Source organism: Micromonospora sp. CNZ303, assembly GCF_004345505.1.
In genome coordinates, this window is record NZ_SLVT01000001.1 from 323708 (window position 1) to 344149 (window position 20442).

Genomic DNA, 20442 nt, shown 5'->3' on the forward strand with positions numbered 1-20442 from the left:
ACCGCCTCGGGCCGGACGTCGGTGACGGCCTCCGTAGGCCACTCGTCGGCCTCGTCCCCGGCCCGCAGGCCGCCCGTGGCCGGGCCGCCCGTCGTCTGACTGTCTGTCGTCAACCCATCCGTCGTCGCCCCGGCGGTCGTCGGCTCCTCCGCCGTCTGTCCGCTCGTCGGTCGTCCGGCCGTCGTCGGTGCACCGGTCGTCGGCTCCTCCGCCGTCTGTCCGCTCGGCGGCAGCCCGGCCGTCGTCGGTGCGCCGGTCGTCGGCGCGGCGACGTCCCACTCGGACCGCGCGCCCCAGTCGGTCGGCTCGCCCCAGTCGGAGCGCCGGCCGCCCCACGCCGTCGGCTCGTCGGCCGGCGCGGGCCGGTCGGGGTCCCAGCGGGTCGGGTCGATCCCGGTGGCGTGCCGGTCCGTCGCCCGGCCCGCCGGATCCGCACCCGGCGGGGTGGAGACGGGCGCGACGGTGTCCGGAACGACCGCGTCGGAGGCGGTGGCGTCGGCGCGGGCGGTGTCGGACGGGGCGTCGCCGGGCGTGGGCGCGCCGCCGGACCGCCCGGAGCGCAGCGCGCCCAGCAGGCCCAGCAGGCCGATCAGGATCAGCGCGCCGGCCAGGAACCAGCCGACGGGCGGGAGGGCGAGCCCGAGCAACTGGGCGAGCAGCCACCACGCGGCGAGGCCGAGGAAGATCAGCCCGAAGGCGAAGGACACGATGTCGGTGCGGTGGGCCTTCACCGGGTCACCTCCAGGTTGCCGGCGTTGACGTGGATGTAGAGGCGCAGCGTGCCGCCGCCGGGGCCGTCCGGACCCAGGTCGGTCGTCTCCCGCAGCTCGCCCGCCAGCCCGCCGGAGTGCTTGCCGAAGACGACCGCGTCGCCGGCGTTGACGTCGGCCACCGTGGTGACGTCGACGTTCGGCGGCACCACCACCGTGCACTCGCCGAAGTTGACGGAGACGGTGATCTCGGTGTTCTTCTTGTCGAAGTCGACCGCGCGCAGGTCCAGGACCGTGTCGCCGAAGCTGTTCTCGTACCGCAGGGCGAGGTCGCGGTGGTCGGTGGGCGCCCAGGTGACGTTGCCGTCGACGCCCCGGATCCGGTCGTAGGACTCGGCCACGGTGGCCACCCCGAGCGCGGCGGCGGCCACCACGCCGAGCGCGATGAGCCAGCGGGCCCGTCCGAACCAGGTGCCGACCAGCAGGCCGAGCCCGATGGTGGCCAGCGTGGCCGCGAAGTAGGCCGACGCGCCGATGTCGTAGACGTCCAGCAGGTCGACGACGGCGACCACGCCCAGGGCGAGGAAGATCAGCGAGAACGTCACCGCGCCGAGCGGGGAGCGCTCCTTCGGTCGCTTCGGCGGCTTCGGCGGCTTGCGCGGTGCGGGCGGCACGACGGTCTGCCCGGCGTACGGGCCGTGCGGGGCGAACGGGGGCCGGTAGCCCGGAGGGCGGGGCGGGGGCACCGGGTGACCCGGTCCCGGTGCGCCCGAGGTCGCGGCGGGCCAGCCGGACGTGGGCGGTGCCGGGGGCCAGCCGACGGTCGGCGTACCCGCGGGTGGACGGGCGGGCGGGGCCGGCGGCCAGGCGGGCAGCTCGGCGGTCGGTGGGGAGACCGGGGCGCTCCAGGCGGGCTGGGCGACGGTCGCCGGCGGGGCCGGGACCGGGCCCGCCCCGGGGGCCATGGCCACGGTCGGCGGGGCCGCGTACGCGACCGGGGCGGGATGGGTCACCGGTGGCACCGGCCCGGGTGGGGCGGTGGGCGGTACGGGTGGGGCGGTGGGCGGTACGGGCGGGACGGGGCCGGCCGGGGCGCCCTGGGCGGCCCTGTTGTCTCGGTTCAGCAGCAGCGCGCCGCCGATCAGGATCGTGGCGCCGAGCAGCACCGCCCGGAACGCGTCCGTGACGATGTAACCGAAACTGATCGCGACCAGGATGCTCAGCACGATCACCGTGACCGGGGACATGCTGGACCGGCCCCGGCCCAGCATGGACTCGACGGGAGAGGCGCTGTCCCCCTCGCCCGGGATGATCAGCCAGGCGGTGACGTAGACCAGGATGCCGATGCCGCCGAAGAAGCCGAGCACCGCCAGCAGGACCCGCCAGAGGACCGGGTCGGTGTTGGTGGCCCGGCCGATGGCGGCGCAGACGCCGGCCAGGTAGCGGCCGTCGCGGGGGCGCACCAGCCCGTACCGCGAGGTGAAGCCGGCGCCGCCGAACGACGGCTGCGGCCCGGGGCCCGGCCCGGCGCCGGGCGGCGGCATCCCGCCCGCGTCCCCGGCGGGGGGCGGCGCGGCCATGGGGGGCGGCGCCGCGGAGCCGGTGGGCGGTGTCGCGGTCGGCGGTGGCCCGCCCGGCTGAGCGGCCCCGGGGTCGGCGGGCTGGGCAGCTTCCTCGGTCATGCCTCGATCCTGCTGCCCCGACCCGCCGGGCGGCCTCAGGACCCGACCCTGACCCCACCCTGAGATCCCGGCGGCCCGAATGTCGGGGGCGTCCCCGTGGTCGGGCCCCGGTGCGTCGTGTGACGATCGATCCGACGCCGGAAACGGCCGTCGCCCGCTCCGCGCCCGCCGTGACCAGGGAGTCTCCGATCAGCGCCGTGACCCAGCCACCCCGTCTCTACCGCGCCCCCGAGCACCGGATGGCCGCGGGGGTGGCCGCCGGCATCGCCGACCACCTCGGCATCTCGGTGCTGCGGGTACGGGTCGCCTTCATGGTGCTGCTGGGGCTGAGCGGGCTCGGCCTGCTGCTCTACGCGGCCTTCTGGGCGGTCGTGCCGCTGCGCCCTGGCGACACCGCCGTGCCGGCCCGCAGGGACGTCGCCCAGCTGCTGCCGTTCGTGGCGATCGGCCTCGGCGTGCTGCTGGTGCAGGTGATGGTCTTCGACTCGGTCGGGGCGGCGGGCACCGCCGGCTGGCTGGTCGCGATCATCGCGGTCGGCGCCGGGGTGATCTGGCACCAGTCGGCCCCGGAACGGCGGCGGCAGTGGGGCGACTCCATGCCGGTGCCCTGGCTGGGCGCGGTGGTGGAGGAGAGCGACCGGCGGGCCTTCGTGCTCCGGTTCATCGGCGGCGGGGTGCTGGTCGCGGTGGGCATCATCGGCGTCGCCGCGGTGTACTCCCCGGCGCAGAACTTCGACGCCGTGCTCAACGGCGTGATCTTCGCCCTGGTCGGGCTCGCCGGGGTCGGCGTGGTGGCCGCGCCGGTGCTGTGGCGGACGTACAACCAGCTCCGGTCGGAGCGCGAGGGGCGCATCCGGGAGCAGGAACGGGCCGAGCTGGCCGCCATGGTGCACGACCAGGTGCTGCACACCCTGGCCCTGATCCAGCGCAACGCGAGCGACGTGAAGACCGTCCAGCGGCTCGCCCGGGGGCAGGAACGCTCGCTGCGCAACTGGCTCTACAAGCCCACCGGCTCGCCCACCGAGCGGCTCGCCGCCGCCCTGGAGCAGGCCGCCGCCGAGGTCGAGGACACGTTCGCGATCACGGTGGAGGCGGTGGTGGTCGGCGACCGGGAGACCGACGAGCGGATCGGCGCGCTGGTGGCGGCCGCCCGCGAGGCGCTGGTGAACGCCGCCCGGCACGCCGGGGTGCAGACCGTCTCGCTCTACGCCGAGGTCGAGCCGGATCAGGTCAGCGTCTTCGTCCGGGACCGGGGGAAGGGCTTCGACCCGGATACGGTGGAGGATCACCGGCACGGGGTCCGGGGCTCGATCATCGGGCGGATGAAGCGGCACGGCGGCCGGGCGGAGATCCGCTCCGAGCCGGGGGAAGGGACCGAGGTCCGGTTGATCCTGCCGATCACCCGCGACCCGGCAACGGCGGAGAGGGACAAGTGATGACCGAGCAGTCGATGGAACCGGTCGAGGGGGCGGCTGCCCGCGCCGAGCGGCTGCGGGTCTTCCTCGTCGACGACCACGCCATGTTCCGCGCGGGGGTCCGCGCCGAGCTGGGCGCGCACGTCGAGGTGGTGGGCGAGGCGAGCACCGTCGCCGAGGCGGTCACCCGGATCGCCGCCACGCTGCCCGACGTGGTGCTGCTCGACGTGCACATGCCCGACGGCGGCGGCCGGGCGGTGCTGGAGGCGATGCGGCGTACCCACCCGCAGGTCAGGTTCCTGGCGTTGAGCGTCTCGGACGCGGCGGAGGACGTGATCGGGCTGATCCGGGCCGGCGCGCGGGGCTACGTCACGAAGACGATCTCCCCGGAGGAGCTGGCCGCCGCGGTCCGCCGGGTGGCCGACGGCGACGCCGTGTTCAGCCCCCGGTTGGCGGGGTTCGTGCTGGACGCGTTCGCGGCCCGTCCCGACGCCCCGGTGGCCGACCCGGAGCTGGACCAGCTCACCAACCGCGAGCGCGAGGTGCTGCGGCTGCTCGCCCGGGGGTACGCCTACAAGGAGATCGCCAAGGAGCTCTACATCTCCATCAAGACGGTCGAGACGCACGTGTCCAACGTGCTTCGCAAGCTCCAGATGTCCAACAGGTACGAGTTGTCCCGCTGGGCGGCCGACCGCCGGCTCGTGTGATCCAATTCTTTTCCCCGTCATATGGGACGGAACCGACGAATGCGGCCCACAGGGGCTGACAAGCGATCAACTCCCGTCACATAATGCCCCGTCGCGTTCTCGCGCGCGGGTGGTGCACATCCCGCGGGAACGGCGGCTTCACGCAACCCGCCGTGCGCGGGTCACCCCTGGGGAGAGGTGCACGAATCTGATGTTCGGACAACGAGGACGGCGCTGGGCGCGGATCGCCCTGGCGACCGTCGCCGGCGGCGCGCTGGCACTCGGCGCGGTGGCGCCGGCCGCCGCCGCCGACAAGATCGGCGTCGCCAAGTCGGTCAAGGGCAGCAACGTCACGCTCATGCTCAACGGGAAGCCGAAGAGCACCGGTGCCCTGGCACTCAAGATCGACGGAAAGCTCGTCCCCGCCTTCTGCATCGACTACCACACCAACGTGGCGATCGACGGCAAGTACAAGGAGGGCACCTGGGACGAGTCCCAGGTGAAGAACCTCGGCAAGGTGCAGTGGGTGCTCACCCACGGCTACCCGAACGCCGACGCCGCCAAGCTGCTGGCCGCCGCCGGCGCCACCGCCCCGGCGCAGGCCGACGCCGACAAGCTGCTCTACTTCGGCACCCAGACCGCCATCTGGAACTTCAGCGACGGCGTCAAGCTGGGTGACTGGGTCGACAACTCGAAGCTGCTCGGCAAGAAGCAGTACGACGTGGTCAAGAAGGTCCACGACTACCTGGTCGCCAACGCCACCGACCAGCCCGAGCCGAAGGCCGAGCTGAGCGTCGACCCGGCCAGCGCCAAGGCCACCGTCGGCGAGAAGGCCGGCCCCTTCACCGTCAAGGGCCCGGCGGGCGAGATCACCGTCGCGGTCGACGGCGGCTCGGCGGTCGACGCCGAGGGCAAGCCGGTCACCAAGACCACCAACGGCGGCCAGTTCTGGCTGGTCGCCGACGGCGCCGGCGAGGTGAAGGTGACCGTTTCCGCCCAGGACTCGGTCTCCTTCGGCCGGGTGTTCCTCTTCACCGGCGAGCGTGCCGCGCAGAAGCTGATCCTCGGTGGCAGCACCGGCGCCACCGTGAGCGCCAAGGCCGAGGCCGCGTTCGCCGCCGCCCCGGCCGAGTCGCCGTCGCCGAGCGCGCCGGCGGAGTCGCCGTCGCCCAGCGCCCCGGCGGAGTCCCCGTCGCCGAGCGCCCCGGTCGACAGCCCGGCCCCGTCGACCTCGCCCGCGAGCAGCGGCGGTGACCTGCCGCTGACCGGCTCCCCGATCGCCGCCGCGATCGCCGCCGGTGTGGCGCTGCTGGCCGCCGGCGCGGTCGCCGTGCTGCTGTTCCGCCGTCGCAAGCTGCGCTTCACGGCCTGATCGACGCCCGCTTCAACGGCCCCGGCCCCGGTACCGCCCCGCGCGGTGCCGGGGCCGGAGTCGTTGACCCCCGGGCTCCAGCCGGCGCACGCCTCGGGCGTGGGACGGGAGCACCCGTCGCGGAAACCGACAGGCCTCGGCGCGCGGGTGTCGCCGCACTCTCCGGAGTCGCCTGGGTGACGAGCAGGTACGAGACGTCGGCACCCTCCGCCGCCCAGGTGGGGATGGTGCCCGCACAGCCGAAGCCGGCATCGTCCGGATGGGCAAAAACGGCCAGCGCTCGGCCGACCTCGGACAACGCCGGAGGGGACGCGGGGAAGCTCATAGCCGATGACCCCACGCCGGGGGGCAGACCCCCTCCGAACCGTGTCTTTCCTGCTCAGAGCGGTACGACCCGCGTACATCATGATCTTTTTTCGGGTATCGGCAACGTGGCGACCAACTAACGGCTTGATAACGGCACCTTCACGGAACGGGCCGGTGGGTGTCACAGTGGCAGCACCTCACCCCTCATGTGAGGCACTCCGTACGGCCTGACGACCATGGGACCCGCCTGTTGACGGTGCTCCGTGGTGGTCTCGTGTGCGCGGTGCCGAGCGCGACGGGCGAGGTGGCCCGGCGGATCGGTACATCATTCTTGTCCCGAATTCACTGCGGTGAAACCGGCTCCCGCACTGCGGGCGCCGGACGTGTCACCCCCCATACGTGCGTGAAACCCACGACGGATCCAGGTTCAGAAAGAGGAGGCCCCTCGGAATGAGAGTCTCGAAGCGGGCAAGTAGCGCGGTCGCGCTGGGCGCGGCGTTCGCGCTCGTCGCGTCCGGCTGCTCGAGCAGCGACAGCGACGGTGGCGACGCCGGCGCCAGCAGCGACGGCGCGATCACCATCGACGGCACTCAGCCGGAGGTCGGCCTGGTCCCGTCGAACACCACCGAGACCGGTGGTGGGGCGATCATCGACTGGATCTGGACCGGTCTGGTCGAGTACCCGAACGACGGCAGCGCGCCGCGCAACGCGGTCGCGGAGTCGATCGAGACGTCCGACTCCAAGGTCTACACGATCAAGATCAAGAAGGACACGAAGTTCCACGACGGCACCGTCGTCAAGGCCAAGAACTTCGTGGACGCCTGGAACTGGGGCGCCTACTCGCCCAACGGCGCGCAGAACGGCAGCTTCTTCGCCGACATCCAGGGCTTCGACCAGGTCCACACCGAGGACCCGGACGGCGCCGAGGGCCCGAAGAAGGCTCCCGAGCCCGCCGCCAAGGAGATGTCCGGCCTGAAGGTCGTCGACGACTGGACCTTCGAGGTCACCCTGGCCGCGCCGACCGCGGTGTTCCCGACCAAGCTCGGCTACAGCACCTTCATGCCGCTGCCGGACGCGTTCTTCACCCAGGGCGCCGAGGCGTTCGGCAAGAAGCCGATCGGCAACGGCCCGATCAAGTTCGTGTCGTGGGAAGACGACGTCCAGATCAAGCTGACGCGCTTCGATGACTACTCCTTGAACGACAAGATGAAGATCAAGGACGTCAACATCAAGCTGTACCAGGACGACACGGCGGCCTACAACGACCTGCTCGCCGGCAACCTGGACTTCCAGCAGCAGGTTCCGGTCTCCGCCATCGCGGGCGACAAGTGGAAGAACGACCTGGGCGAGCGGGCGATCTCCTCCACCACCCCGTCGACCGGCATCATCGCCTTCCCGATCTACGACAAGCGCTTCCAGAACCCGAAGCTGCGTCGCGCGATCTCGATGTCGATCAACCGCCAGGAGATCAGCGACAAGATCTTCTTCGGTTCGCGTAAGCCGGCCGACAGCTGGGCCAACCCGCTGACCCCGGGCGCCAAGGCCGGCAACTGCACCGCCTGCCAGTTCAACGTCGACGAGGCCAAGAAGCTCCTCGCCGAGGCCGGTGGCTTCACCGGTGAGCTGGTCATGTTCTACAACGCCGACGCCAGCCACAAGGAGTGGATGGAGGCCGTCGCGCAGCAGGTCAAGACGAACCTCGGCATCAACGCTCGCGCCGAGGGCGTGCCGACCTTCGCGGTGTTCCGCCAGAACATCAACGCCGGCAAGATGACCGGCATGTACCGCGCCGGCTGGCAGCAGGACTACCCGGACGTGGAGAACTGGGTCGGCCCGCTCTACGTGACCGGCGGTTCCTCGAACGACGGCAAGTACAGCAACCCGCAGGTCGACGCGCTGGCCAAGGAAGCCGCCTCCGCGCCGAGCCTGGAGGCGTCGCACGCCAAGTACGCCGAGGCCGTTGCCCTCATCGACCAGGACGTTCCCTCGATCCCGGTCTACTTCGGTGGTCAGCAGTCCGGCCACTCGGAGAAGATCAAGAAGATCGAGCTCTCCAACGTCGGTGAACTCGACCTCACCTCGGTCGAGCTCTGATCCGAACGGTCTGACCCCGGGTCGGGCTCACCTACCGGTGAGCCCGACCCGGGCCGTTCCGTGAGGTGGTGTCACCACGCCGCCTCGCCACGTCTGTCATCCCCGTGTCGGCCGTCCGACGCGCGCCCCCTGTCTGGAGGACCACCCCATGGGCCGTTATCTGTTGAGACGGCTGCTCCAACTCATCCCGGTCTTCATCGGGACGACGTTCCTGATCTACTGGCTCGTGTGGTCGGTGCCCGGTGACCCCTTCGCCGGCAAGTGCGGCGAGCGTCCCTGCCCGGACAGCTTCGTCAACATGATGACCGAGAAGTTCAAGCTCGACGAGCCGCTCATCGTGCAGTACGGCAACTACATGAAGAACCTCTTCCAGGGTGACTTCGGGCAGACGTTCGGCGGCCGGGAGATCGGCGACATCATCGCCACGGCGTACCCGAACACTCTGAAGCTGGCCCTGGTGGCGCTGGCCATCGAGGCGGTCATCGGACTCACCGCGGGCGTGCTGACGGGCCTGCGCCGTAACGGCTTCCTGGACAACCTGGTCCTGGTCTCCAGCCTCTTCCTGATCGCGCTGCCGATCTTCGTCATCGGCTTCGTGGCCCAGTGGCTGCTCGGCGTGCAGTGGGGCATCGTCAAGCCGACGGTCTCCAGCGAGATGCGGCTCTCCGAGCTGATCGTGCCCGGCTTCGTGCTCGGCAGCGCCTCGATGGCGTACATCGCCCGGTTGGCCCGCACGAGCATCGCGGAGAACCGGCGGGCCGACTACGTGCGTACGGCGATCGCCAAGGGTCTGCCGATGCGCCGGGTGGTCGGGATCCACCTGCTGCGCAACTCGCTCATCCCCGTGGTCACCCTGCTCGGCACCGACCTCGGCGCCCTGATGGGCGGCGCGATCGTCACCGAGGGCATCTTCCAGATCAACGGAATCGGCCGGCAGGTCTACCGCGCGATCATCACCAAGGAGAGCGCTACCGTTGTCTCCATCGTGGTGGTCCTGGTGCTCGTCTACCTGCTGATGAACCTGCTGGTCGACCTGCTCTACGCCGCCCTGGACCCGAGGATCCGCTATGAGTGAGCGCAGCGAACGAATCATCATTGCAGCGTGCGCGGGCACCGGTGTCCGCGCCGAGCGGAGTGGGGTACCGGCATGAGTGACCCGAGTGCCGCCTCGATCGTCAGCACGCCGCCCGCGCAGGCCCCCGACGAGATCGGCGCGCCGGCCAACGCGGGCCTGCCGGAGAACGCCCGCAAGGAGAAGCCGCGCGGGCTGCTCGGCGACGCCTGGCGTGACCTGCGCCGCAAGCCGCTGTTCTGGATCTCCGCAGGGTTCATCGTCCTCTTCATGCTGATGACCGCCTTCCCGTCGCTGTTCACCTCCGGCGACCCGGAGAACGGCAACCTGCAGAACAGCCTCGTCGGCCCGTCGTCGGACGCCTGGTTCGGCTACGACTTCCAGGGCCGGGACGTCTTCGCCCGGGTGATCTACGGCGCCCGCGCGTCGATCGTGGTCTCCCTGCTCTCCGTGCTCGGCGTGCTGCTCTTCGGTGGCGCGATGGGCATCGTGGCGGGCTACCGGGGCGGCTGGGTGGACGCACTGCTCTCCCGCATCGCCGACGTCTTCTTCGGGCTGCCGTTCGTGCTGGGTGCCATCGTCATCCTGACGACCTTCAACGGGTCGGGCACGAGCAACAGCAAGGCCGAGATCATGGCGCTGGTGAGCATCTCGCTGATCGTGCTGGGCTGGCCGGTCGTGATGCGGCTGATGCGCTCCTCGGTGCTGGCCACCAAGGAGGCGGACTACATCGTCGCCGCCCGCGCGCTGGGCGCCGGCACCGGCCGGATCATCCTCAAGCACCTGCTGCCGAACTGCCTCGCGCCGCTGCTGGTCTACGGGACGATCCTGGTCGGCTCGTACATCGGCGCCGAGGCGACGCTGTCCTTCCTGGGCGTCGGCCTGAAGAGCCCGGTGGTCTCCTGGGGCATCATGATCAACGAGGCGCAGAACCTCCTCCGCGTCGCGCCCTACCTGCTCTTCTTCCCCGCCGCGTTCCTCGTCGCCGCCGTACTGAGCTTCGTGATGCTCGGTGAGGCGGTCCGCGAGGCCCTCGATCCGAAACTCCGCTAGGGGAGATTCAGTTGTCCGACATTCTGGTGTCCGAGCAGTCCGCGGCCGGCGCGTCCGGCCGCCCCTCGGGCAGGTTGCTCGAGGTGGAAGACCTCCGGGTGGAGTTCCGCACCCGGGACGGCGTCGCCAAGGTCATCAACGGGGTCACGTACCACGTCGACGCGGGGGAGACCCTCGCCGTGCTCGGCGAGTCCGGCTCCGGTAAGAGCGTCACCGCGCAGACCATCATGGGCATCCTCGACACGCCGCCCGGCTTCGTCACCGGCGGTCAGGTCCGCTTCCAGGGCAAGGACATGCTCGGCATGTCCTTCGAGGAGCGGCGCCGCATCCGCGGCGAGGGCATCGCGATGATCTTCCAGGACGCGCTCTCCGCGCTGAACCCGGTCTTCACCGTCGGGTTCCAGATCGCCGAGCAGTTCCGGGTGCGGCGCGGGATGAGCCGCTCCGACGCCAAGAAGCGCGCGATCGAGATGCTCGACCAGGTCAAGATCCCGAACGCCAAGGGCCGGTTCAGCAGCTACCCGCACCAGTTCTCGGGCGGCATGCGGCAGCGCGCGATGATCGCGATGTCGCTCGCCCTGGACCCGGAGGTGCTGATCGCGGACGAGCCGACCACCGCGCTCGACGTGACGGTGCAGGCGCAGATCATGGACCTGCTCGCCGAACTCCAGCGCGAGCGGCAGATGGGCATGATCCTGATCACCCACGACCTCGGCGTGGTCGCCGACGTCGCGGACCGGATCGCGGTGATGTACGCGGGCCGGATCGTCGAGGAAGCCAACGTCTACGACCTGTACGCCAAGCCGGCGCACCCGTACACGATCGGCCTGATCAACTCGATCCCGCGGCTCGACGAGAAGGGGCAGGAGCTCCGGACGATCAAGGGTCTCCCGCCGAACCTCATGAACATCCCGCCGGGCTGCCCCTTCAACCCGCGCTGCCCCATGGCGCAGCCGGTCTGCCGGGAGAAGGTCCCGCCGCTGCTGCAGGTCGGCGCCGGCCGGGCCAGCGCCTGCCACTTCGCCGAGGAGCTGGTGAACCGTGACTGAGAACATCCTCGAGGTCCGTGACCTGGTCAAGCACTATCCCGTGACCCGGGGCGTGGTGTTCAAGAAGACCATCGGTCACGTCAAGGCGGTCGACGGGGTCTCCTTCGAACTCAAGGCCGGCGAGACCCTGGGTGTGGTCGGGGAGTCGGGCTGCGGCAAGTCGACGCTGGCCCGGGTCCTGATGAACCTGGAGAAGCCGACGGGTGGCAGCGTCCACTACAAGGGCCAGGACATCTCGAAGTTCTCCGGCCCGGCGCTGCGCCGACTTCGTCGGCAGATCCAGCTGGTGATGCAGGACCCGTACACCTCGCTGAACCCGCGGATGACGGTCGGCGACCTGATCGGCGAGCCGTTCGAGATCCACCCGGAGGTGGCGCCGAAGGGCAGCCGCCGGGAGAAGGTCAGGGAGCTGCTCGACCTGGTGGGCCTCAACCCGGAGCACATCCACCGGTACCCGCACCAGTTCTCCGGCGGTCAGCGGCAGCGCATCGGCATCGCCCGGGCGCTCGCCCTGCGGCCCGAGATCATCGTCTGCGACGAGCCGGTCAGCGCCCTGGACGTGTCGATCCAGGCCCAGGTGATGAACCTGCTGGAGAAGCTCCAGGGCGAGCTCGGCCTGTCGTACATCTTCATCGCGCACGACCTGTCGGTGGTCCGGCACCTGTCGGACCGGGTCGCGGTGATGTACCTCGGCAAGATCGCCGAGATCGGCACCGAGGACGAGATCTACGAGCGGCCGACCCACCCGTACACCCAGGCGCTGCTCTCGGCCGTGCCGGTGCCGGACCCGACCGTGCGGGACAACAAGGCGATCATCCGCCTGACCGGTGACGTGCCGTCGCCGGTCAGCCCGCCGTCGGGCTGCCGGTTCCGGACCCGGTGCTGGAAGGCGCAGGACGTCTGCGCCGAGCAGGTCCCGCTGCTGGAGATCCGCTCGGGCTCGGACCACCCGAGCGCCTGCCACTTCGCGGAGAAGCGCGAGATCGTGCAGACGCACGAAGCGTGACCCCACGGAACCGCCTGCCGACGTCATCGCGACGACGGCAGGCGGTTCCGTCGTTTCCGTGCCACCGCGAACCCCGCCGGGCCGACGACCCGGCCGGGGAAGGCCCGGCCGGGCCGCCGGCGTACGCCTCACAGGGGGCCGCGGCCGGCACGCAGCAGCAGCAGCGCGAGTTGCGTGCCGTCGGCGCCCAGGGCGGCCCGGAAGCGCTCCAGGATCGCCCGTTCCCGGGACAGCACCAGCCGGGTGCCGCCGGAGGCCATCCTCGTCACGCCGACCTCCTGGGAGAGCCGGGCCCGTTCCTGCCACAGCTCGATCAGCGCCCGGTCGATCTCGTCGATCCGCTCCCGGATCTCGACGATCCGGGCGGCGGCGGCCGGCTCCGGGGTGCCGGTTCCCGCCGCCGGCTTCGCGCCGTCGTCACCGCCCGGCACGTCGGCCGGGGAACCGGGGGCACCGGGGTCGGGCCGGCCCGCCTCGGGTCGCGTCACGCTGCCGCTGGACTCCACCACGTCTGTCATCATCGGGTACCCCTCGCCGTCAGGTGCCCGGTGCCCGGATCCCGGGACGGAAGAAAGCCCCGGGCTCCAGGAGCCCGGGGCTTTCTCGTAGGTCTGATCGATCAGGCGCGACCTACGGCTGCCGGACTCCCGGTGCCGTAGTAAAAGTAGAAGCGCTGCCCGAACATGTCGTCGAGTATGCCGACCTCGGACCGGCCGGCGCAAGGATTCGGCGCGACCCGTGCCCGGACGGGCGGTCCCGGTGCCGTCGTGACGCCGGGACCGCCCCCCGCCTCAGCCGAGGCGGGTGATCCGGTTCGCGGGTCCGGGAGCGACGGGCTCGCCGGCGCCCAGGTAGGCGATCAGCGCGTCGACGTCGAAGCCGGGGGCGGTGGCCCGGTCCGTGCCGGCTCGCAGCTCGGTGAAGCCGTCCCCGCCGTTGGCCAGGAAGTCGTTCGTGGTGACCCGGTAGCTCGCGGCCGGGTCGACCGGCGCGCCGTCGAACGCCAGGGCGCTCACCCGGGCGCCCACCGGGGCGGTGCTGTCGTAGGAGTACGTCAGCCCGGCGGAGACCTGGAGGATGCGCTGGGTGGTCTGCCCGTTGAAGCCGACGAACTGCTGCTCGAGCACGTTGCGCAGTTGCGCGCCGGTGAGCGTCTGGGTGACCACCAGGTTGTTGAACGGCTGGACGGTGAACGCCTCGCCGTAGGTGATCTCGCCAGGTTCCTCGTCGCCGGGGGAGGCCGCGTACGACAGGGACGCCCGGACGCCGCCCGGGTTCATCAGCGCGATCTGTGCCCCGCTGGAGCGGGTGTACGCGAGCTGCGCGTCGGCGATCACGTCACCGAGCGGGCTCTCCCCGTTCGGCCGGACGTCGCGGACGATGTCGGCCGAGATCCGGCCCACCACCCGGTTGGCGATGGGTGCGACGGCCGCCCGGTACTTGTCGGCCAGTGCCTTCGCGCCCGGGTCCACCAGGTCGGGATTGCGCACGTACGTGCCCGGCGCGCTCTCCCGCCAGCTGCCGTCCGGGTTGCGTACGCCGTTCTCGACCACGACGTTACGGGCGGAGATCCCGGCGAACCGGCCGGTGCGCCGGTCCAGCGAGTAGTCCACGTCCGTGATCAGCTGGCCGTTGTTGCCGGCGCTGGTGACCACGCTGTGGGCACCCGAGGAGTTCGGCAGGGAGCAGGAGTAGAAGCGGTGGGTGTGGCCGGAGACGACCAGCCCGAACTCCGGCCGCAGGCCCTTCACGATGTCCACGATCGGGCCGGAGAAGTTGGCGCAGTCCGAGACGCCCGGGGTGGCCGGCGGCGACTGGGCCCCGCCCTCGTGCACCAGCAGCACCATCGCCTTGACGCCGAAGAGCTTGAGCACGCCGGCCCACTTGTTGGCGGTCTGCACCTCGTCGGTGAACCGCACGGAGGTGATGCCGGCCGGGTTGACGATGCCCGGGGTGCCCTCCAGGGTCACACCGACGAAGCCGACGGGCACTCCGCCGACGAACTTCACGTCGATCGGGGGCAGGATCGGCAGGCCGGTCTTGCGGCTGACCGTGTTGGCGGCCAGGTAGGTGAACTTCGCGCCGGCGAAGCCGTCCCCGTCCTGGCAGCCGTCGACGGGGTGGCAGCCGCCCTTGTTGATCCGGATCAGCTCGTCGACGCCCTCGTCGAACTCGTGGTTGCCGACGGAGCTGACGTCCAGGCCGATCTCGTCCATCAGCTCGATGGTCGGCTCGTCGTGGAAGGCGGCGCTGACGAGCGGGGTGGCGCCGATCAGGTCACCGGCCCCGACGGTGGTCGTGGCGCGCCCCTCGGCCCGGGCCTCGGCGCGCAGCTTCTTCAGCCAGGTGGCGAGGTACTCCACGCCGCCGGCGGGCGTGCCGTTGACCGCCGCGCCGCTGCCGCCGGGCGGGTCGATGGCGCCGTGGAAGTCGTTGTAGCTCAGGAAGTTGCCCTTGACCTCCCCGCCGCTGGGGACGGCGTAGGAGACCGAGACGGGGGTGAGGCCGGCCTGCTGGTCGTCGGCGGGGGCCGGCGCGGGCCGGGAAGCGGTGGACAGCGTGGCGACGACGGCCAACGCGAGGGTGGGCGCGGCGAGGTGGCGCAGCGCCGCCCGACCGCGCGAACGCGGCTGAGTCATGGTCGTTTCTCCCAGTCGTGTACGGGGGAGGAGCCGGACTTTCACCGTCATCGTTCTGCACGGGGGACGGCGGCACCAGACACGACAGGGTGACATCTTCGTCTCGACCTGGTTGTAAGGAAGGGCCCCTTCCTAACGCATAGCGTTAGGAAGGGGCCCTTCCTTACAACTCGACGGTGCGCGGCGGGGAAGTGTCCGCCCGGCGGCATAGACTCGCCGTGCGATGCATCCTCTCTTCGACATCCCCGCGTCCCCGCCCGCGCCGGCGTCCGCCCCGACCTCGCCGCACCGGCCCAGGCCGGCGGCCGTCCATCTCGATCCGCACGCCCTGGTCGAGGGCCTGAACGGGCCGCAGCGCGACGCCGTCACCCACGCCGGCTCGCCGCTGCTGATCGTGGCCGGGGCCGGCTCGGGCAAGACCCGGGTGCTCACCCACCGGATCGCCTACCTGCTGGCCGCCCGGGACGTGCACCCCGGCGAGATCATCGCGATCACCTTCACCAACAAGGCCGCCGGCGAGATGAAGGAGCGGGTGGCCCACCTGGTGGGTCCCCGGGCCCGCCTGATGTGGGTGTCGACGTTCCACTCCGCGTGCGTGCGCATCCTGCGCGCCGAGCACGAGCACGCCGGGCTCAAGTCGACCTTCTCGATCTACGACGCGGACGACTCCCGCCGGCTGATGCAGATGGTCGCCAGGGAGCTGGACCTCGACCCGAAGCGCTACCCGGCGCGCGGGCTGGCCGCCCAGGTCTCCAACCTGAAGAACGAGCTGGTCGACCCCGAGGCGTTCGCGGGCCGCGCCAAGGGCCCCAACGAGCGGGCGCTGGCGGAGGCCTACACGCTCTACCAGCGGCGGCTGCGCGAGGCGCACGCGCTGGACTTCGACGACCTGATCATGACGACGGTGCACCTGCTCCAGTCCCACCCGCACGTCGCGGAGAGCTACCGTCGGCGGTTCCGGCACGTGCTGGTCGACGAATACCAGGACACCAACCACGCCCAGTACACGCTGATCAAGGAGCTGGTCTCCGGCACGGAGGGGATCGAGCCGGCGGAGCTCTGCGTGGTCGGTGACGCCGATCAGTCGATCTACGCGTTCCGGGGCGCCACGATCCGCAACATCCTGGAGTTCGAGCGCGACTTCAGCGACGCCCGGACGATCCTGCTGGAGCAGAACTACCGTTCCACCCAGACCATCCTCAACGCCGCCAACGCGGTGATCGACAGGAACACCTCGCGCAAGCCGAAGCGGCTGTGGAGCGAGGCGGGGGCCGGTGAGCCGATCGTCGGCTACGTGGCCGACACCGAGCACGCCGAGGCCGACTGGGTGGCCCGCGAGATCGACCGGCTGGTCGACGCCGACGAGACCCGCCCCGGCGACGTGGCCGTCTTCTACCGCACCAACGCCCAGTCCCGGGTCTTCGAGGAGGTGTTCATCCGGGTCGGCCTGCCCTACAAGGTGGTCGGTGGGGTGCGCTTCTACGAGCGCAAGGAGGTCCGCGACGCGCTGGCCTACCTGCGCGCGGTGGTCAACGACGACGACACGGTCAGCCTGCGCCGGATCCTCAACACCCCGCGCCGGGGCATCGGCGACCGGGCCGAGGCGTGCGTGGAGGCGCTGTCCAGCCGGGACCGGATCTCCTTCGGGGCGGCGCTGCGGCGGGCGAAGGACGCCCCGGGCATCTCCAGCCGGGCGGCCAACGGCATCGCCGACTTCGTCGCCCTGCTCGACGGCGCCCGCGAGCTGGCCGAGACGGGCACCCCGGAGGAGGTGCTGGAGGCGCTGCTGACCCGCTCGGGCTACCTCACCGAGCTGGAGGAGAGCCTCGACCCGCAGGACGCGGGGCGCGTCGACAACCTCCAGGAGCTGGTCAGCGTCGCCCGGGAGTACACCGAGCGGATCGAGGCGGTCGGCGAGGAGGGCGAGCGGGCCACCCTGGCCGGCTTCCTGGAGCAGGTCGCGCTGGTCGCCGACGCCGACCAGGTGCCCACGGACGACCCCGACCACCAGGGCGTGGTCACCCTGATGACGCTGCACACCGCGAAGGGCCTGGAGTTCCCGGTGGTCTTCCTGACCGGCCTGGAGGACGGCGTCTTCCCGCACCTGCGCTCGCTGGGCGACACCCGGGAGCTGGAGGAGGAGCGCCGGCTGGCGTATGTCGGCATCACCCGGGCCCGTCAGCGCCTCCACCTCTCCCGGGCGGTCACCCGCTCGGCGTGGGGGCAGCCGGCCTACAACCCGCCGTCGCGGTTCCTGGAGGAGCTGCCGCCGGAGCTGGTCCGCTGGGAGCGCACCGAGGGGTCGTACACCTCGTGGGCCGGCGGGGGCGGCGGCGTGGGTGGCCGCGCGGACCGGGTGTCCGGCGGGCGTGGGACCTTCAACGGCGGCACGCCCAAGGCGGCGCAGCTGGCGAAGCGGCTGGGGGTCGACGCCAGCCGCCTGACCACGGCGAGCGAGCTGCCGCAGGGGCCGAAGGTGTCCGCTGGCGACCGGGTCAACCACCAGCGCTACGGCCTGGGCCGGGTGCTCGCCGTCGAGGGGCACGGCCCGGGAGCGCGGGCGCAGATCGACTTCGGCGACCAGACGATGTGGCTGGTGCTCCGGCACGCCCCGATCGACAAGCTCTGAGCGGCGGCGCGGCCCGGCCCGGCAGCACGCCGGACCGGGCCGCGCCGGTCGGTGCGGGTCAGCAGGCCACGTCGATGCCCCGGGCGCGCAGGAACGGCGCGGGGTCGATCTGGTTCCACATCTGACCCTGGTGCACCTCGAAGTGCAGGTGAGGGCCGGTGGAGTCGCCGGTGGACCCCTCCAGGCCGATGGTCTGCCCGGCGGCGACCTTGTCGCCCACGCCCACCTTCGTGGTGCTCAGGTGGGCGTAGTGGGTCAGGTAGCCGTTGCCGTGGTCGACGAAGACGGAGATGCCGTACCCGTCGCCGACGTCGCCGGCCTTGGTGACGGTGCCGCCGAAGGCCGCGCGGACGGGGGTGCCGGCGGGCAGCGCGAAGTCGATGCCGGCGTGCTGGGTGCCCCAGCGCGGGCCGTAGCAGGAGGTGATCGCCGCGCCCTTCATCGGGATGACCCAACTGGGCTTCGGCTTGCTGGTCTTCTTCGGCTTCGGCTTGGCGGTGGTCGCCTTCGGGCTGGGCTTCGCCGACGGGCTGGCCTTCGTCGGGCTGGGCGTCGGACTCGCCGAGGGGGTGACCGGGGCGGTCGTCCCGCGGTCGGCGCGGTCGGCGCGGTCGGCGGCCTCCGCGCGGGCCTGCGTGTCCACGGCGGCGGCCGGGGCGGGGGGCTCGTCGTTCCCGGTGGCCGCGAAGGCGCCGCCGCCGAGGCCGAGGCCGGTCAGGGCCGCCGCGGCGATGATCACGCGGGTGCGGCCGCCGATCCGCCTCCGGGGCCGGACGGGGGCGTCGGGGGTGTTCTCGTTCCGAATGTCTTCCTGCACGGCGGACCTTCACTGATCGAGGGGGCACTTGACCTCGAAATACTGGTGTCGACACGCGGCGTGACGGGTAGTGGGACGGGGTCCCGGCGGACCGGCGACGGCCGCATCCGCCCCTTGCGTCCCTGTTCGGGGTTGTTCGACCGTAAAAGTGATCATGTGTGGGGATGGCGTCGGTCACAGTCGGTCCTGTGACCCGGCTCACTTTTGATTCCGGTGGCGCACGAAAAACCGCCCGGATCGGCAGATCCGGGCGGTCGACGGGCGATGCGCAGCGTCAGGGCGCGGCTACCTCGCTGTAGTACGCCTCGACTTGTAGCTTGATGTCCACTCCGCGCTCCTTGAGCCACGGCACCGGGTCGAGCGGCTCGCCCTTGACATGCACCTCCAGGTGCAGGTGGGAGCCGTAGGAGTGGCCGGTGTTGCCCACGAGGCCGAGCTGGTCGCCCGCCTTCACCTGCTGGCCCTCCTTGACGCTCAGCGCGGAGGAGTGGCCGTAGATCGCCTCGCTGCCGTCGGCGTGCTTGACGATCACGGTGTGGCCGTAGCCGCCGAACCAGCCGGCCTTGGTGACGGTGCCGCCGTGGATGGCGACGTAGGGGGTGCCCTCGGGGGCGACCAGGTCCACGCCGGTGTGCAGCTTGCCCCAGCGCATGCCGTAGGGCGAGTTGAACTCGTAGCCCTGGAGGGGGAGCAGCCAGACCTCGGGCTCGACGGACTCGGCGCCTCCGGCGCGGTCGCTGTCGCGGCTGGCACGGTCGGCGTTGTCGCCACGGGCCGCGGCGTCCTGGTTGACGGTCGAGGCGGCCTTGAGCTCGTCGAGGACCGACGGGCTGACGCTCTTGGCGTCCGGCAGGGCGCCAGCGCCGATCGCGACGATGCCGGCGCCGACGAACGCGGTGGTGACCACCGCTGCGTAGCGGCTACGCGGGGGGGTGGGTACGCGGCGGCGACCGCGATATCGATCGGGCTCAGACGACAGGCGCTGGCGCACGCACACCCTCCGTTGTCGGGGATCCGAAGCGGCTTCCCCGACGCCCGTGAAGCTCAGGTGAACGTCGGCTGGCCGCGTCGTCACCCGTCCGTGGACCTGATGACAACCGTGGACACGTTAGCCAACCACCAGTCCCGTCACAAGCCGAAGCGCCGAATTGCTACCGCGTTCTGTCCCTTTCCGTCCGTGATTGTCATGGGTCGTACCCCTCGAACGGTGCCCCCTTACCTGCCCGTTCGTCGCGCAGGGTGACCGAACGGCGGAGTCGTCCGGCTTGACGCCGGGGGCCGGCACCGTCCGCAGTGCCGGCACCGACGGGAGTCCGGCCGGGTGCGCGTGCCGTGAGGTTCGCCGCCCGGATTTCCCGGGCAGGGTCGGGCGGGTTACCGTTCGTTCAGTGAAGCCGCGGAGCCGGTGAAAGGGATGCGCTGATGAGCTCTCGTGTACGGGTCGTCGTCGCCAAGCCGGGCCTGGACGGCCACGACCGTGGCGCAAAGGTCGTCGCGCGTGCCCTGCGGGATGCCGGCATGGAGGTCATCTACACCGGCCTGCACCAGACCCCGGAACAGATCGTGGAGACCGCGATCCAGGAGGACGCCGACGCGGTCGGGCTCTCCGTGCTGTCCGGGGCGCACATGACGCTGTTCCGGCGGGTGGTGGAGCTGCTCGGTGAGCGCGACGCCCGCGACATCGTCGTGTTCGGCGGCGGCATCATTCCCGACGCCGACATCCCGGAGCTCCAGCGGCTCGGGGTCGCCAAGATCTTCACGCCGGGCGCCACGACCCAGTCGATCGTCGAGTGGGTCCGGCAGAACGTCGCCCAGCCGGTCGCCTGACGGCGGTCGCGGGCTCGGGGCCGCTCGGCGGCCGAATCCGGACAGGGGGAGGGGCCGGACGCACCCCTCACACGTCCGGCCCCTC

The 20442-nt window shown here is 71.4% G+C and carries 16 protein-coding genes and 1 pseudogene; 10 read left to right on the top strand and 7 right to left on the bottom strand.

The window, feature by feature from the left end; genetic code table 11:
* Positions 1 to 545: 545 nt before the first annotated feature.
* Together EV374_RS01610 and EV374_RS01615 are read right to left on the bottom strand one after the other, a co-directional pair.
* A pseudogene (locus EV374_RS01610) lies at positions 546 to 731 on the bottom strand (hypothetical protein); the annotation flags it as partial.
* Positions 728 to 2392 carry a PspC domain-containing protein gene (locus EV374_RS01615; RefSeq protein ID WP_132230976.1) on the bottom strand — a complete coding sequence of 555 codons (1665 nt, stop codon included), beginning with the start codon at positions 2390 to 2392 and terminating at the stop codon, positions 728 to 730. The pseudogene EV374_RS01610 and the gene EV374_RS01615, both read right to left, overlap by 4 nt.
* A gap of 170 nt (positions 2393 to 2562) precedes the next feature.
* Between EV374_RS01615 and EV374_RS01620 the strand changes: the two genes are divergently transcribed.
* The 3 genes from EV374_RS01620 to EV374_RS01630 all read left to right on the top strand — a co-directional run bounded on the left by EV374_RS01620 (position 2563) and on the right by EV374_RS01630 (position 5865).
* On the top strand, positions 2563 to 3828 hold the full coding sequence (locus EV374_RS01620) for an ATP-binding protein (RefSeq protein ID WP_132231337.1): 1266 nt from the start codon (positions 2563 to 2565) through the stop codon (positions 3826 to 3828).
* Positions 3828 to 4514 carry a response regulator gene (locus EV374_RS01625; protein WP_132230977.1) on the top strand — a complete coding sequence of 229 codons (687 nt, stop codon included), beginning with the start codon at positions 3828 to 3830 and terminating at the stop codon, positions 4512 to 4514. Before EV374_RS01620 ends, EV374_RS01625 begins: the two co-directional genes overlap by 1 nt.
* A gap of 190 nt (positions 4515 to 4704) precedes the next feature.
* Positions 4705 to 5865: a Cys-Gln thioester bond-forming surface protein gene (locus EV374_RS01630; RefSeq protein ID WP_165947698.1), complete on the top strand. Its 1161-nt coding sequence runs from the start codon at positions 4705 to 4707 to the stop codon at positions 5863 to 5865.
* Here the strand turns inward: EV374_RS01630 and EV374_RS01635 are convergent.
* Positions 5855 to 6190 (bottom strand): PIG-L family deacetylase, encoded by a 336-nt coding sequence (locus tag EV374_RS01635; protein WP_132230978.1) that lies wholly within the window; start codon positions 6188 to 6190, stop codon positions 5855 to 5857. The two genes, EV374_RS01630 and EV374_RS01635, sit on opposite strands and share 11 nt — an antisense overlap.
* 431 nt (positions 6191 to 6621) lie before the next feature.
* Between EV374_RS01635 and EV374_RS01640 the strand changes: the two genes are divergently transcribed.
* The 5 genes from EV374_RS01640 to EV374_RS01660 all read left to right on the top strand — a co-directional run bounded on the left by EV374_RS01640 (position 6622) and on the right by EV374_RS01660 (position 12445).
* Positions 6622 to 8265 carry a peptide ABC transporter substrate-binding protein gene (locus EV374_RS01640; RefSeq protein ID WP_132230979.1) on the top strand — a complete coding sequence of 548 codons (1644 nt, stop codon included), beginning with the start codon at positions 6622 to 6624 and terminating at the stop codon, positions 8263 to 8265.
* Positions 8266 to 8413: 148 nt separating this feature from the next.
* On the top strand, positions 8414 to 9340 hold the full coding sequence (locus tag EV374_RS01645; protein ID WP_132230980.1) for an ABC transporter permease: 927 nt from the start codon (positions 8414 to 8416) through the stop codon (positions 9338 to 9340).
* 72 nt (positions 9341 to 9412) lie between these two features.
* The gene (locus EV374_RS01650) at positions 9413 to 10390 is read left to right on the top strand and encodes an ABC transporter permease (protein WP_132230981.1); all 978 of its coding nucleotides are present in this window, start codon (positions 9413 to 9415) and stop codon (positions 10388 to 10390) included.
* A gap of 26 nt (positions 10391 to 10416) precedes the next feature.
* A complete protein-coding gene (locus EV374_RS01655; protein ID WP_132231341.1) occupies positions 10417 to 11439 on the top strand; it encodes an ABC transporter ATP-binding protein in 1023 nt (340 codons plus the stop codon).
* Positions 11432 to 12445, top strand: coding sequence for an ABC transporter ATP-binding protein (locus EV374_RS01660; RefSeq protein ID WP_132230982.1), 1014 nt, complete (start codon positions 11432 to 11434; stop codon positions 12443 to 12445). The genes EV374_RS01655 and EV374_RS01660 overlap by 8 nt, the downstream gene beginning before the upstream one ends.
* Before the next feature lie 128 nt (positions 12446 to 12573).
* Here EV374_RS01660 and EV374_RS01665 read toward each other — a convergent pair whose 3' ends face one another.
* On the bottom strand, positions 12574 to 12966 hold the full coding sequence (locus EV374_RS01665) for a chorismate mutase (RefSeq protein ID WP_132230983.1): 393 nt from the start codon (positions 12964 to 12966) through the stop codon (positions 12574 to 12576).
* A gap of 270 nt (positions 12967 to 13236) precedes the next feature.
* Positions 13237 to 15084 (bottom strand): bifunctional metallophosphatase/5'-nucleotidase, encoded by a 1848-nt coding sequence (locus EV374_RS01670; RefSeq protein WP_132230984.1) that lies wholly within the window; start codon positions 15082 to 15084, stop codon positions 13237 to 13239.
* A gap of 223 nt (positions 15085 to 15307) precedes the next feature.
* On the opposite strand from EV374_RS01670, the gene pcrA reads away from it, so the two are divergent.
* On the top strand, positions 15308 to 17713 hold the full coding sequence (gene pcrA, locus EV374_RS01675) for a DNA helicase PcrA (protein WP_132230985.1): 2406 nt from the start codon (positions 15308 to 15310) through the stop codon (positions 17711 to 17713).
* A gap of 58 nt (positions 17714 to 17771) precedes the next feature.
* Here pcrA and EV374_RS01680 read toward each other — a convergent pair whose 3' ends face one another.
* Together EV374_RS01680 and EV374_RS01685 are read right to left on the bottom strand one after the other, a co-directional pair.
* Positions 17772 to 18530: a peptidoglycan DD-metalloendopeptidase family protein gene (locus EV374_RS01680; RefSeq protein ID WP_132230986.1), complete on the bottom strand. Its 759-nt coding sequence runs from the start codon at positions 18528 to 18530 to the stop codon at positions 17772 to 17774.
* 274 nt (positions 18531 to 18804) lie between these two features.
* Complete coding sequence (locus EV374_RS01685) at positions 18805 to 19521, bottom strand: M23 family metallopeptidase (RefSeq protein ID WP_132230987.1); 717 nt, start codon at positions 19519 to 19521, stop codon at positions 18805 to 18807.
* A 431-nt stretch (positions 19522 to 19952) separates the two neighbouring features.
* On the opposite strand from EV374_RS01685, the gene icmB reads away from it, so the two are divergent.
* Positions 19953 to 20357: a coenzyme B12-dependent isobutyryl CoA mutase small subunit gene (gene icmB / locus EV374_RS01690; protein WP_132230988.1), complete on the top strand. Its 405-nt coding sequence runs from the start codon at positions 19953 to 19955 to the stop codon at positions 20355 to 20357.
* The last annotated feature ends 85 nt before the right edge of the window (positions 20358 to 20442 follow it).